13 protein-coding genes and 1 riboswitch are annotated in these 13,482 nt (G+C 56.6%); of the genes, 8 read left to right on the top strand and 5 right to left on the bottom strand.

The window, feature by feature from the left end; translation table 11 throughout:
* Window positions 1-52 precede the first annotated feature (52 nt).
* Both ACYAC5_RS18400 and ACYAC5_RS18395 read left to right on the top strand, forming a co-directional pair.
* The gene (locus tag ACYAC5_RS18400) at window positions 53-1,108 is read left to right on the top strand and encodes a dipeptidase (RefSeq protein ID WP_277974220.1); all 1,056 of its coding nucleotides are present in this window, start codon (window positions 53-55) and stop codon (window positions 1,106-1,108) included.
* Between the two features lie 2 nt (window positions 1,109-1,110).
* Window positions 1,111-2,025: a LysR family transcriptional regulator gene (locus tag ACYAC5_RS18395; protein ID WP_110867695.1), complete on the top strand. Its 915-nt coding sequence runs from the start codon at window positions 1,111-1,113 to the stop codon at window positions 2,023-2,025.
* 409 nt (window positions 2,026-2,434) lie between these two features.
* On the opposite strand, the gene ACYAC5_RS18390 is transcribed toward ACYAC5_RS18395, so the two are convergent.
* Window positions 2,435-3,787 (bottom strand): MFS transporter, encoded by a 1,353-nt coding sequence (locus ACYAC5_RS18390; protein ID WP_462062078.1) that lies wholly within the window; start codon window positions 3,785-3,787, stop codon window positions 2,435-2,437.
* Window positions 3,788-3,961: 174 nt separating this feature from the next.
* Complete coding sequence (locus tag ACYAC5_RS18385; protein WP_192236923.1) at window positions 3,962-4,864, bottom strand: GntR family transcriptional regulator; 903 nt, start codon at window positions 4,862-4,864, stop codon at window positions 3,962-3,964.
* Window positions 4,865-4,999: 135 nt separating this feature from the next.
* On the opposite strand from ACYAC5_RS18385, the gene ACYAC5_RS18380 reads away from it, so the two are divergent.
* The 3 genes from ACYAC5_RS18380 (at window position 5,000) to ACYAC5_RS18370 (ending at window position 7,621) form a co-directional block, all read left to right on the top strand.
* Window positions 5,000-6,028 (top strand): zinc-binding alcohol dehydrogenase family protein, encoded by a 1,029-nt coding sequence (locus tag ACYAC5_RS18380; RefSeq protein ID WP_462062077.1) that lies wholly within the window; start codon window positions 5,000-5,002, stop codon window positions 6,026-6,028.
* 145 nt (window positions 6,029-6,173) lie between these two features.
* A riboswitch (Fluoride riboswitch) is annotated at window positions 6,174-6,249 on the top strand.
* A 90-nt stretch (window positions 6,250-6,339) separates the two neighbouring features.
* The gene (gene crcB, locus ACYAC5_RS18375; RefSeq protein WP_101762757.1) at window positions 6,340-6,717 is read left to right on the top strand and encodes a fluoride efflux transporter CrcB; all 378 of its coding nucleotides are present in this window, start codon (window positions 6,340-6,342) and stop codon (window positions 6,715-6,717) included.
* Between the two features lie 106 nt (window positions 6,718-6,823).
* Window positions 6,824-7,621, top strand: coding sequence for a sugar phosphate isomerase/epimerase family protein (locus ACYAC5_RS18370; RefSeq protein ID WP_217549840.1), 798 nt, complete (start codon window positions 6,824-6,826; stop codon window positions 7,619-7,621).
* Here ACYAC5_RS18370 and ACYAC5_RS18365 read toward each other — a convergent pair.
* From ACYAC5_RS18365 to ACYAC5_RS18355, 3 genes are all read right to left on the bottom strand, one after another.
* On the bottom strand, window positions 7,618-8,223 hold the full coding sequence (locus tag ACYAC5_RS18365; protein ID WP_309832734.1) for an alpha/beta hydrolase: 606 nt from the start codon (window positions 8,221-8,223) through the stop codon (window positions 7,618-7,620). The genes ACYAC5_RS18370 and ACYAC5_RS18365 overlap by 4 nt on opposite strands.
* An 11-nt stretch (window positions 8,224-8,234) precedes the next feature.
* Window positions 8,235-9,176, bottom strand: a complete 942-nt coding sequence (locus ACYAC5_RS18360) for a glutathione S-transferase family protein (protein WP_309832737.1) — start codon at window positions 9,174-9,176, stop codon at window positions 8,235-8,237.
* 99 nt (window positions 9,177-9,275) lie between these two features.
* Window positions 9,276-10,175 carry a LysR family transcriptional regulator gene (locus tag ACYAC5_RS18355; RefSeq protein WP_110867690.1) on the bottom strand — a complete coding sequence of 300 codons (900 nt, stop codon included), beginning with the start codon at window positions 10,173-10,175 and terminating at the stop codon, window positions 9,276-9,278.
* A 208-nt stretch (window positions 10,176-10,383) separates the two neighbouring features.
* Between ACYAC5_RS18355 and ACYAC5_RS18350 the strand changes: the two genes are divergently transcribed.
* From ACYAC5_RS18350 to ACYAC5_RS18340, 3 genes are all read left to right on the top strand, one after another.
* Window positions 10,384-10,548, top strand: coding sequence for an MbeD family mobilization/exclusion protein (locus ACYAC5_RS18350; RefSeq protein WP_110867689.1), 165 nt, complete (start codon window positions 10,384-10,386; stop codon window positions 10,546-10,548).
* A gap of 177 nt (window positions 10,549-10,725) precedes the next feature.
* Complete coding sequence (locus ACYAC5_RS18345; protein ID WP_462062076.1) at window positions 10,726-12,690, top strand: lipase family protein; 1,965 nt, start codon at window positions 10,726-10,728, stop codon at window positions 12,688-12,690.
* On the top strand, window positions 12,674-13,456 hold the full coding sequence (locus tag ACYAC5_RS18340; protein WP_309832743.1) for a hypothetical protein: 783 nt from the start codon (window positions 12,674-12,676) through the stop codon (window positions 13,454-13,456). The genes ACYAC5_RS18345 and ACYAC5_RS18340 overlap by 17 nt, the downstream gene beginning before the upstream one ends.
* Window positions 13,457-13,482: the final 26 nt, after the last annotated feature.

The raw sequence follows: 13,482 nt of genomic DNA, 5'->3' as shown, positions 1-13,482 counted from the left end.
GCTCCGCCAGCTGGCAGTGCTGCGCTTTCCCCCGAACATGGAACTGAACAACATGTCTGACTCGATTACCCTCGATATTCCGGTCTTTGACGGCCATAACGATGTGCTGAATAAGCTGTGGCAGCACCATCAGCCGGACGCGGTTAATGCCTTTTTTACTGGCACCAAAACGGGCCAAATGGATTTGCCGCGTATCCGTCAGGGAAATATGGCAGGTGGCATTTTCGCCACCTGGGTGCCGTCCCACCCTCTGATTGCAAGAAGTGCGCCAGACTTCGCAGATTTTCCTCAGGAAATTATCAACTCAGCGCGCGACGCGACTTTTTCCATGCTGGCGCTGCTGCTGCGCATTGAGCAGGCCTCGAATGGCCAGGTGAAGATTTGCCGCAGCGTGCGCGAGATTCGTCACTGCATGGCGAACACGGTGTTAGCGGTGGTGATGCACGTCGAAGGTGCGGAAGCGCTGGATACCCACGGCGAGCTGCTCGACATGCTGTATGCCAGCGGCTTGCGCACGCTGGGACCGCTGTGGAGCCGCCCGAATCAGTTCGGCGACGGCGTGCCGTTCCTCTATCCCTCGTCGCCGGATATCGGCAACGGCCTGACGGCAGCGGGCAAGCAGCTGGTGCGCGACTGTAATCGCCGCCGTATCATGGTCGACTTGTCGCACATGGATGAGAAAGGCTTCTGGCATACCGCCGAAATCAGCGATGCGCCGCTGGTGGCGAGCCACTCCAACGCGCATGTGCTCAGTGCGCAGTCACGTAATCTCACCGATCGCCAGCTGGCGGCGATTGCCGAAACCAACGGCTTTGTAGGCGTCAATTTTGCCGTGCCGTTCCTGCGTGAAGATGGCGATCGCCATGCGCCGACCGGCGTCGATGCCATCGTGCGTCACGTTGAGTATCTGCTGGAAAAAGTGGGGGAAGAGGGCGTCGGTTTTGGTTCGGATCTCGATGGCGCCACCATGCCGGGCGATCTGAAGGACGTGGCCGGATTCCCGCTGCTGGTGCAGGCGCTGGCGCAACGCGGCTATTCACGCGAGCTGCTGGAGAAGATTTGCCACGGCAACTGGCTGCGCGTGCTTGAAGCCACCTGGGGCGAATAATCATGCGGCTGCGGCATATTGAAGTCTTTCAGGCGATTGTGCAGACCGGCAGCATCAGTGCGGCGGCGCGTTTGCTGAATGTGTCGCAGCCGAATGTCAGCCGCGTGCTTAATCACGCCGAGCAGCAGCTCGGTTTTGCGCTGTTTGAGCGGCGCGCGCAGGGCATGGTGGTGACGGCAGAAGGGCGGCGCTTGCTGCCGGAAGTGGAAGATATCTATCAGCGTTTACAGGCGATTACCCAACTGACCGAGCAACTGCGGCGCGGCGAAGGGCAAACGGTGCGCGTGGGTGCTGCGCATGCGTTTGGTCAGATGGTATTAGCACCCGCGCTGGTGAACTGGCGGCAACAGGCGGCGTCGGTCAGCGTGGAACTGGTCACCGAGCACTTCAGCACCTTGTGCCGCATGCTGATGGATAATCAGCTCGATTTCGCGCTGGTGTTTGGTCAGCAGGTGGATGCCGATTTACTGGCGGAACCGCTGTTTCAGTCGTCGATGGTGGCGTTGCTGCCGCGCGATCACACCCACCATGAGCCGGTGACGCTGGAGTGGCTGTGCGCCAACAACCTGTTGATGATGCAGAATCAGGATCCGCTCGGTCGGGTGCTGCACCGCGCGCTGCGCGATAAAGGGCTCAATCCGGCGGTATCACTGTCGATTAAAACCTATTCGGTGATTGCCGATATGGTGCTGGCGGGCGGCGGCGTCGGGATTGTCGATCTGTTTACCGCGTGCCGTTATGCCGACCAGCTCAAGTTGTTGCCGGTCGCGCAGCCGCTACCGTTTGAAGTGATGTTAATCAGTCGCCGCGATCAGCCGCAGTCGCAATCAACGCTGCAGCTGAAACAGGTGATTCGCAACAAGCTGTGGGAGATCGCGCGCCAGTGTGAATCGCAGTTTTTCACCCACCCGGCATAACGCCAATTGCCGGTGCGCATATTCATAGGCACCCGGTCGCCATGCATGGCGACTTTACGGAGCTTATAGCGATTGTGAGTTAAGAAAACGCATTGCTGCTGCAGCGAGGGTGTTGAGGCGACATCCCAATCCGCTGAACGATTGAGGGATTCCAGGACGAGACGCATGGATGCGGCGAGAGGTGGCGTTGAGCAGGAGCGAATCGACACCGGTCCGTCAGGAATCGTGAATGAGTGAAGGTACCGCGAAGCGGCGGGTTGGGCTGGCGCAAGGCCTGGGAGTGCAGAGGGCGTGGCCAGACGCCCTCTGCTCGGTCGCCGCACGAAGGTGCTGCAACTGCCTCAGTACGAGGCGAACGAAAGTCGCACTGCGCTTAACTGACATGTATTACGCCATTCCTGGCGACCATTCAAACCCCATCGGTAATCGGCTTACGCACCAGCAGCAAATAGGCCAGCGCACCCACCACCGTCACACCGGCGCAAATCATCAACGCCAGGCTAAACGACTTGGTGGTATCCAGCACCCAACCGGTGATCACCGGGGCGAACGAGGCGAACACGAAGCTGGCGAAGTTCTGGATGCTGCCGACCGAGGCGGTCATGCGCGCCGTGACGTTGGCGTGAATCAAACCCCAGCACGATGTACCGGCAAAGTGGATGCAGAACAGCGCCATACCAATCATGGTGACCGCGCTGGTGGTGTCGGTGGCACGCGTTACGAAAGCGGTAAACGCGGCGGACAGCAGCATGCCGGTGACGATTGAGACCTTACGCACCTTCACCGCATCATGGCCGCGACGCACCAGCGCATCGACCACATAACCGTTCAGCAGCATGCCCGCCGCGCCGAACAGGAATGGAATCGCAGCCAGTAAACCGGTGCTTTTCAGATCGAGGTGATAAGTGGATTGCAGATAGCCCGGCAGCCACGCGATATACAGCCACGCGGTGTAGTTGATGCCGCTGAAGCCAATCATCATGCCCCACATGGTGCGCTGCCTGAACAGGCCGCGCCACTCGGCAAAACTCAGCGGCTCTTTGCGCGATGCTACGCTGCCCGCCTGCAGATAGTGAATCTCTTCACCGCTCAGCGTGTTGTTATCGCGATCGCGGTACATCAGATACCAGCCGATGGCGAGAAACATGCCGAGCACGCCGATAGTGATAAACATGCCGCGCCAACCCATCACCATCATCATCGCGGCCAGAATCGGTGGCGCAATCGACAAGCCAATCATCGAAGCGGCGTTAAACATGCCCATCGGCATGCCGCGATCTTTGATGTTGAACCAGTCGTTGATCACCTTCACGCCGCACGGGTTCATCGGTGCTTCGCCAATACCTAACCCGATACGCACCAAAATAAACTGGGTGAAGTTATGCACCAAACCGGCGGCCGCCTGGAACAGCGACCAGAAGAACATACCAATCGCCAGCATGATGCGCGGCCCTTTGCGATCGAGCAGCGCACCGCACGGCAGCTGCGCTAAGCCATACGCCAGCGAGAAGGCCGACAGCAGCACGCCAATTTCAGTCGCGGATAAACCCAGTTCTCCCCGGATGGTCATATTGGCCACCGACAGCGAACTGCGGTCGAGATAGTTGATCATGGCGGCGAACAGCAGCAGCAGCATGGCGGTAATCTGGATCTTTCTGATGCGCGGCGAGCGCACCACGTCACTGCGTGCCGGGATAAAATCTTGCCCGTCTGCAGCCGGTTGTGGCGCGTTTTCGCGGCCACGAGCCGAAGTATTTTCCATTGCGACCTCCCGGATCTGGGTACTTATCGTTATGCGTTTGTATGGGATCCTGCGGCAGCAAAACGGTGCTGCCCCAACGGATTGACTTCGAGACTAGAAGCATTCAGAGCGGGATGTTGCGGAGATGTTTCAGATTCGTGCGGGAGCTAATGCTTTGTGGTTTTTAATCGGTTTTTAATTGTACTGGCGGATCGAACGGATCATCGATGTCTTGGCGGTGCCGAGATGAGTGTGCAGGGCGCACAAGGCTTCGACATCCTGACGGCTAATTAGCGCTGTCAGGATCGCCATATGTTCCTCCAGCGCCACGATATTTCTCTGCTTAAGATCGGTTTCATCCCATTGATAATGCGAATGAAAAATCACGGAAATAATCTCCAGCGACTGATTAAAAAACGGATTGTTGGCGGCGGAGAGAATCAGCGTGTGCATCTCTTTATCCAGCGCGGCGAAGTGGCGGTAATTGCTGGCAATGGTGTCACGCATCGAACGATGGCGATCCAGCAGGTCGCGCGCCTGCATCCAGCGCTCATCCTGCGAGGGCAGGTTGAGAAAACGGGTCAGCGCGTGGGTTTCCAGCATTTCACGCAGCTCAAACAGGTTCTCGGCATACTTCTGATCGAACTTCTTCATGCGCCATTGTCCGCGCTTCACCGGTTCCAGCAGGTCATAACGCATAAAGCGCAGCAGGAATTCACGTACCACAACCGGACTGACCTTCACCTGCTGGGCTAACTGCAGCTCGCTAAAGGTATCGCCCGGCATCAGCTGACGCTGATTAATCAGGTTGAAAAAGGTCTGCTCAAACTGCAGCGCCTGCTGATCGATCGGCGGCGTCAGGGCGTTAAAACCATCTTCTTCGCTGGGATCGCGCACGATAACGTAGGTTTCATCCACCTTTTCCAGCACGCCGCGCTCATGCAGATGCTGCAAAGTGTGGCGCACCGTAGTGCGGCTGATGTTGAACATCTCGGCCAGCGCCGCCTGCGGTGGCAACGGCGAACGGATATGCCGTTTGGCAATGCCTTCCAGCATCTGATTAATCACGTTCTGACGTAGATTCTGGCTGCGGCTCATACGCGTCTCCGGTTTTTTATCTATTAAAAACCATACAAAGCCCAAAAAAAGCGGTTGGCTTCACACTTCCCCCAATGCAAAACGCTGCCATCGGCGATTTTCGCCATAACTGCGACAACAGCACAGGAGAAGCCAATGACAATGATGAAAACGCTGGTAGTCGCCGAGCCGCGCCAGATGGTATGGCAGCAGCGCGCGAAGCCGACGCCCGCCGCCCATGAAGTTCTGATCAAACCGATCGCCGCCGGCATTTGTGGCACCGATATCCACGCCTGGGCCGGAAATCAGCCGTTTTTCAGCTATCCACGCGTGTTGGGGCATGAGCTGTGTGGCGAAGTGGTAGAACTCGGCAGCCAGGCCAGCGGCTTCAGGCTGGGCCAGCGCGTGGCGCTGATTCCTTACGTTGCCTGCCAGCAGTGCGATGCCTGTTTAAGTGGCAAAACCAACTGCTGCGAAAAAATCTCGGTGATTGGGGTGCATCAGGATGGCGGTTTCTGCGAATACCTTAGCGTGCCGACCAGCAATTTGCTGGCGGTGGATGAGGTTGATCCCGAAGCCGCCGCGCTGATTGAACCCTTCGCCATCAGCGCGCATGCGGTGCGCCGTGCGGCCGTTACGGCGGATGAGCAGGTTTTGGTGGTGGGTGCAGGTCCGATTGGCCTTGGCGTGGCCGCGATTGCGGCGGCGGCGGGGGCGAATGTGGTGGTGGCCGACACCAGCGAGCAACGCCGTGCACACGTAGCGCAGAAGCTGGGTTTGGCGACGGTAAATCCATTAGACGCCGATTTTGAGGCGCAGTTGCGGGCGGAGTTTGGTGGGCGTTTGCCGGCCAAAGTGATCGATGCCACCGGCAGCCCAGCGGCGATGAACGGCGCGGTGAAACTGATTCGTCACGGCGGCACCATCGTGTTTGTCGGCCTGCACAAAGGCGATCTGGTGATCCCGGATATCGAGTTCCACAAAAAGGAAACCACGCTGCTGGGCAGCCGCAACGCCACGCTGGAAGATTTCGCGAAAGTAGGCGAACTGATGGCGAACGGGCAGCTTCGTGCCGACATGATGCTCAATCGCCATTATGATTTTTCTAAACTGGCAGAGCGCTTTGAAGCGGATGTGATTAACAACCGGGAACTGATTAAGGGCGTGATTCACTTCGAACGTTGATATTGGCACCAACCGTAGCGGCGCAATTTATTACGCAAAGAGGGGTTGGCACGGTGCCTTCACTGATGCGCGCGATAGATCGCGCCGCGACAACACTGTGCCTCCTTCACCATATTGTCTGCATTGCCAAGCCAGCGTATTATCTCCCGCCTAAGGTGATGGCGTGCCACCTTCCTCAACCGCCGTTCTGGTCACAGACGGCTGATGACGCCTGACAACACTCGTATCCCTGCGCGGGAGAAGGCGGTGTGTCAGGTGTTATTCTGTCCTGCCGCGGCCCTGCGCGTCATTCATATCAGGAGCTCCAAACTATGTTGAAGTCGTTACTGGCGGTGGTGCTGGGCGGTGCGGTGGGCTGTACGCTGCGTTGGTTGATCTCATTACGTTTTAACGCACTGTTTCCCAATTTGCCGCCCGGCACCTTGATGGTGAATCTGGTGGGCGGTTTTATCATCGGCGCGGCGCTGGCCTTTTTTGTGCGTAATCCGCATATCGATCCCTTTTGGAAACTGTTAATTGTCACTGGCTTGTGTGGCGGCTTAACCACCTTTTCCACTTTTTCTGCAGAAATTGTTGGGTTGCTACAATCAGGTAAATACCTTTGGGCGATGTCGAGCGTGATGGTGCATGTTATTGGTTCGCTGCTGATGACTTTCGCCGGTTTTGCCGCGGTCAATCTGCTGGGATAACCATCGCGCTTGAAATAACTCCTCAGAGGTAGATACTGATCGCCATTCTGTGCGCGTGACGCACAGAATTTGTCACCGATTATCCGGACGATTAAGGAGCTGTGTCATGCGTTGTAACCCTAAATTCCTTAACCTGGTGTTGTTAAACGGTGAACCTGAGGAGAAGCTGCGTGCCGCACGCGCCGCCGGTTTTGATCAGGTTGAGATCTGGCGCGACGATGTGCAAGCCAGTACGCCACAGTTAGCGAAGCAGTTGCAGCTTGGCTTCACCAATGTGCAGGTGCTGCGCGATTTCACCGGTGCGCCGGATCGCGACCGCCAGCAAAAACGCGAAGAGCTGCGTCAGTTCATTCAGATTGCCCAAACCATCGGCTGCGACACCATCCAGGCACCGGCCAGCACGCGTGACGATTGTGTGGCGGCGCGTATTGATGAAGATTTACGTTGGATGGCATCGGAAGCCGCGCGCTACAACATGCGCATCATGTATGAGCCGATGGCGTGGTGCAGCGTAGATAACACACTGCCGCTGGCGTGGGAACGGCTGCAACGGCTGGACCAGCCGAATATCGGTTTGGTGGTTGATCTGTTCCACATCTGCGCGTTAGGCGGCGATGCGTCGCAGCTGGATGGCATTCCCGCCGACCGTATCTACGAAGTGCAGCTGTGCGATATGGCCGACATGCCACCGCAGGATAAGCAGCCGCTCAGCGAGTACGCGCGTCACCAGCGCCTGTTGCCGGGCGATGGCATCATCGAAGTGGAACGCTTTGTCGATAAGCTGAAAAGTGCCGGTTACAGCGGGCCGGTCGGCATTGAAGTGTTCAACGATAAGTTGAAGGCGCAGCCAGCAGACGTGGCTGCGCAAAAAGCGTGGCAGGCGTTAAATCGTTACTGGCCTTAATCCTGCAAACATTGCGCAATAAAACCGGCGGCATCCATCGCACCCTGCGATGAAATGGTGTGGCCGGTTGCCGCTTCATAACGCGCTTCCACCGTCACGCCAGCCTGCTGTAAACGTTGCTCCGCCGATACGCTTTCGCTAAACGGAATCACCTCATCGGATTTGCCGTGAATCAGCAGCGCAGGCGTATACGGCTGCGGCGTTAATGCGCCATCAAATGCCAGACGGCCGGAAAAGGCCACCACGCCAGCCAGCGGATAGCGGCCCGACGCCAGCGCATCTAACGCCATGATCGAACCCTGCGAAAAGCCCACCAGAATCACTTTGTCCCACGCATCCGCCATGCCGTGCTGCGCCATCAGCTGCTGCAGCGTGTCATCAAAGGCCGCGCGTGCATCACGCACGCGCGCCGGGCGGTTTTCGGGCGTGATGCCGGTCAGGCTAAACCACTGATATCCCATCGCATGTTCGAAAGGATAGGGCGCATTCGGCGAGGCAAACGCCACATCTGGCAGCAGGCGCGCCCAATGTTCGCCGAGCACCGCGAGATCATCGCCGTTGCTGCCGACGCCATGTAAAAAAATCACTAACGCTTTTGCCATCGCACTGCTCCTTATAAACCGTAGGCCGCCATATCCGGGCCAACCGGCACAATGCCGTTGGGATTCAGCGCTTTAATTGAATAATAGCCCTGCTTGATATGATCGATATTCACCGTCTCACGCACGCCAGAGACCGACAGCATACTCTTGAGATAACGATCGAGTAGCGGATAGTCGCGCAGGCGGCGCAGGTTGCATTTAAACAGGCCGTGATAGGCGGCGTCAAAGCGCACCAGCGTGACGAACAGGCGAATATCCGCTTCGGTTAAGCGCTCGCCGAGCAGGAAAGTACGGCCATCCTGCAAACGCAGCTCCAGCTCATCCAGTTGGCTGAACACATCGTTAAATGCCTGCTGATAACTCACCTGCGTGGTAGCAAAACCAGTGCGATAGACGCCGTTATTCAGGCGCGGATAGATCGATTCGTTCAGCGCGTCGATCTCCGCGCGCAGATCCTCGGGATAAAGATCGATGCGATCGTCCGCCAGCGCGCCAAAGCCGCTGTTCAGCATGCGCAGGATATCGGCTGACTCATTATTGACGATGGTTTGCGTCTTTTTGTCCCACAGCACCGGCACGGTGGCGCGGCCGGTGAAATCGGCATCGGCACGGGTGTAGAGTTCGTGAAGGTATTCGGCTTTATTCAGCCAGTCGCGATCTGCGCCAGGATAATCACCGAAGCGCCAGCCTTGCGCGCCAAGCTGCGGCTCAACCACCGACACGCTGATGACCTTATCCAGCCCTTTCAGACTGCGCGCCAGCAGCGTGCGCGAGGCCCACGGACAAATCAGCGCTACATAGAGGTGATAACGATCCGGCTCGGCAGCGAATGCGCTGGAACCATCTGCGCTAATCCAGTGACGAAAACGGGAGGTCTGGCGCACAAATCCGCCTTGTTGATCGGTGGCTTGCACCGGATGCCACTCTGCACTCCACTTACCGTTTACCAGCATCGTCTTCTCTCCTCAGTGTTGATGAAGTGAGCATACAGCGCTGCTGGTTAGGCGATAATCCGGGCAAAATGGCTTTCATTGCTTCCAAAATGGAAGGAATTAGCCGGGCGGATGGTGCTGGAAATGGGCGGCGAGGAAATCGATCAACAGCCGGGTTTTCTGCGCCAGATGACGCGCCGGCGGATAGAGCGCGAACAGGCCCATGGGCGGCGTGGCGAATTCCTCTAATAGCGAGACGATTTCACCGCGCTGCAGTGCGGGTGCGGCAATAAAACCTGGTAGCCGCGCAATGCCCAATCCGGCGATCGCCGCCTGCAAACAGGCTTCGGTATTGGAGAAACAGAGACGACCGCGAATCGGCATGCTGACGCTGTCGCCGCACGGCGTGACAAACGGCCAGTGCCAGGGATCGCGGAAGTTGGTATCGCTGATGCACTGATGTGCCGCCAAATCGCGCCAGTGCTGCGGCGTGCCGTGTTGCAGCAGATAACCGGAAGACGCCGCCACGCGAATCGGCACATCGCCGAGGCGGCGAGCAATCAGGCTGCTGTCGTCAAGCTTGCCGATGCGAATCGCCATATCAAAGCCTTCATCGACAATGTTAACTGCACGATCGGAGAAGTTCACGTCGAGTTCGATCTGCGGATAATGACGCGCGAACTCCACCAGCACGCTGGCCAACACCGCAGTACCAAAGGTACCGGGCGCGCTGATTTTCAGGCGGCCGCTCGGCGTAGTGGCGCTGTCGCGCACCGTGGCATCCAGCGTATCAAAGGCTTCCAGCAGGGTTTTTACCCGCTCGTAATAGGCGCGACCGATTTCGGTGGGCGAGAGCGCGCGCGTGCTGCGTTTAAACAGCTGCACCCCGAGCTCCTGCTCCAGCCGGGAGACCAGCTTCGACGCCTGGCCGCTGCTGGTGCCGAGGCGTTCGGCAGCGCCGGCGAAGCTGCCCACTTCCAGCACAGCGACAAACATGCGGTCACAATCGAGGCGATCCATGAACATTCCAGCTGACGAGAAAATCGTAGGGTGCGGCCTGCTGGCCGCCCGTGTCAAATTCTGCACTGTGCATTTGGGGTGCAGTTCATGACTGGCAACCCTACAAAATCGCGCCGGTCCGCTGTGGATAACCACCGCACCGGGCTGGACGGTCGGGGAAGGGAAATCGAAGCAGAACGCAGTCAGACTGGTGCAGGAGTAACGAACGATGACAAAGCTGGAAAAACAGTTGCTGAGCGCATTAAAGCAGCTACAGCAGGACTATTCGCTGCGGATGAGGGAGTGGGACGCCGCCTTAGGGGAATTGCAAACGATGTTTGGCACTACGCAACGGATGTTATGTTCGATTCACCCGCGAGGCTGTCTGATCTAAAGACCATTTTTCAATAAAGTAATTCAGGTGTGAAACTAATGGGGTATGATTAACCCCCATTAACCCTATAAACCAAATGGAATTGGAATGGAGATAGTTGGCGATAACACCTGTGTAACCAGCGTTGTACCCAAATCTAAAACCGTACTGTGCCGGGGTAAACCCCGGAAATACTGGATGGAGTTGCAGTTTGTTGATGAAAACAACGTGCCGGTTTCCGGACTGAACGTCAGTCTTGAATATCATCCACTGGCTACGGCTGCGGAGGTGGCTGCGTCAAAACGGTTTGGCAAAGACGGCTACGATCCGACGCCTCCGCCAAATCCGCCGGTCGGCGTCACCGACAGCCAGGGCCTGGTGCGGTTTGATAACCTGTACTGGAGCGGCGTTAACGTAAAAGCTGACGGGCAGCAGCTGGCTGACGAGATGGAGCAGCGCCCCTTGGGCGTCAGGCGCAACCCGAACAGCCATCCGGAAAGTAAAAACCGTTCCAAGCCGGCCACCCGGGATCTTACATGGCAGTCAGACGTGCAGAAAAAGGCGGATGCGGCCGGCCAGCGGCACCACTACGTGACAATCGGACAGCTCTGCGACCGGCTTCCAGTGATTGATAACTGGAAAGAGAATGAGCCACCCCGGTTTCATTTCCCCAGCGGCGATGTGATGAAAGGGACGCCGATTGCGCGGGAAGGCCTGGATCAGCGACATGTCATCGAAGTCTGTCCATTCCGGGCGTGGTCGCTGGTGCTGCACGACACGAAAGATTACTCGCTGGCAAACGGCTATAACCTTGGGGTGATGGCCGATATGGCCTACGCAAAGGGCGGTGATACGGTCATAAAACAGTTCTTTTTTGAACAGTGTCTGGATCTGTCCCGCACGCCCGAATACATCGACTTTCCGTCGTTTTCTCAGGCTCTGGTCGTTGACGTGCCGTTCAGTCAGCGTTATACCGCTGCCGAGTTTCTTGATTCAGCAGGCAAAAGTGGTGGTGACAACGATCGTCCGTTGCTCGACAGTACGCAGCTTTTTTACATCGAAAATGCAGAGCAGGTGGTGGTGTCGTGGCGGGGAACGCAGGAGCTCCCCGACTGGCTGACGGATGCCTCTTTTTCGCCACAGCCCTGTCCCGCTGAACTGGCAAAAGCCGGGCGTATTCACGGCGGTTTTTTAGATGCCTACCATCTGGCTAAACGGCGTTTTGATGCACAGTTTTCAGCGATAAGAGCGTCACTTGCTAAAGATGGGAAGAAAAAATTGTTTATCTGCGGGCACAGTCTTGGGGGCGCTCTGGGGCTGACTTATGCTGCAGAGATGAAGGCTATTGAGCCGATCCTTTACACCTACGGTATGCCGCGCACCTTCACTGCGGACGCGGTGGGACGCCTGTATCAGGTGACCCATTACCGGCACGTTAACGACAGCGACACCATCACCAGCGTGCCGTTTGATGCCAATCTGGACAACTGGCTGTACGGCAAGTTTGGGCCTCTCGGCGCCACGTTAGGTTTTTTCTGGGCTCTGACCACCGAACTGCCGGCGCAGATGGGAGGGCTGTATATCGGGGAACACTACTGGCACCACGGCAAGCCGGTGGTGTTCTTCCGCACTACCCAGACCGGTTCATTCGAAGAATGCAGGGTGATGATGAATCCGAATACGTGCAGACGGCTGAAATACAGCCAGCAGTACAAGGTGAAGCTGTTCCTCGTTCCGTCAATGGCAGAGACAGAAAGCGAGGAGGCGAAAGAGGCGCAGGAGGCGTTTATCAGCGAGTTTCCGATGGCCGATATTCAGAAGATTTTCCCACGCAATACCAACCCCGCTTTTGACCACGCGAGCAACCCCGCCCGGCACTCGATGGTGAAAGAGTACCTGCCGTTTCTGAATAACCAACTGCTCGAGATAGCTGATCCGGAGCGGAAGCTGGGCCGTAAAACGTACAGGGCCGACTTCAGGCAGCAGATGGACACATTCGGTGACAGCTCTCCCCCGGAGGAGCTGAAGCGAAACCGGATGTTCCTGGCTCTGCAGGATATGGTGGGGAATTCGCTGATTATTACCCGAAAGTATCCTGGCGGAGAAAATGCTCTCATTCGTTTCAAATCGGTTGCGGAGGAAGAAGTTGAACTGTCTAACTAAAACGCTCGCGGCGCTTTTTCCGGCAATTGCACTGTTGCCGCTGAGCGGCTGCGCCAGTCGTCTGGACTATACGCTGAACCCTCCTGTGAGTAACGATTGGGTGACTGTGACCGTAAAATTACCGCAGGAAACGGAGGCGCTGCCGCTGGATGTTTTGTACCGCTCAGAGACGTGTCGGAAAGAGGTCTATGACAATACCTCCGAGTCGCATATGGCTACCGTCAGGGGGGTTAACCCACAACTTGTCTCTCTCAGTCAGACGGACAGCAGTGGCTACCGGGAAGCGAAGATAGCCCTGAATGGCGGAGGCAAATGTGGCTGGAAGCTGAGCGGCATACGATTAGGGATACAGCTATCAAAAACATCTGCTTTAGCAAATGGAAAGAACATCATATCGACAAGTTATGTCTTTGATTTCGATGATGAAGGATACCGTAATGCATTTGGGTACGGTAACCCCAAAAACGTGGTGGGAAACTTACGGTTTGAGACTGATTTTTTCCCTTTGATTCAGTCTCATAGGGATGGTGAGATGGTAATTACACTGTTCGGGGGAGATATTCGTGATGAAAAATGGAAAAGGTATTATCGCGTTTCCAGCATTAGTAAAATAGTGATCGAGCCGAGTATTCATATGTCGAAGGTCGTGAGAGTCGTTCCTCCAAACTCGCTTCCCGGCGATCTTATTGCAACTTATCCTGATGGTAGTACAGGGATACTTCCGTACATCTATCCAGATTATGAAAAATTGTTGTCGATGAAATGAATAGCTAGTTAGGCTTTTTCTGGACT

The sequence above is a fragment of the Pantoea sp. y20 genome (assembly GCF_054903455.1).
The sequence above is the reverse complement of the archived record's forward strand: the minus strand, read 5'-3'. Positions and strand labels throughout refer to the sequence as shown.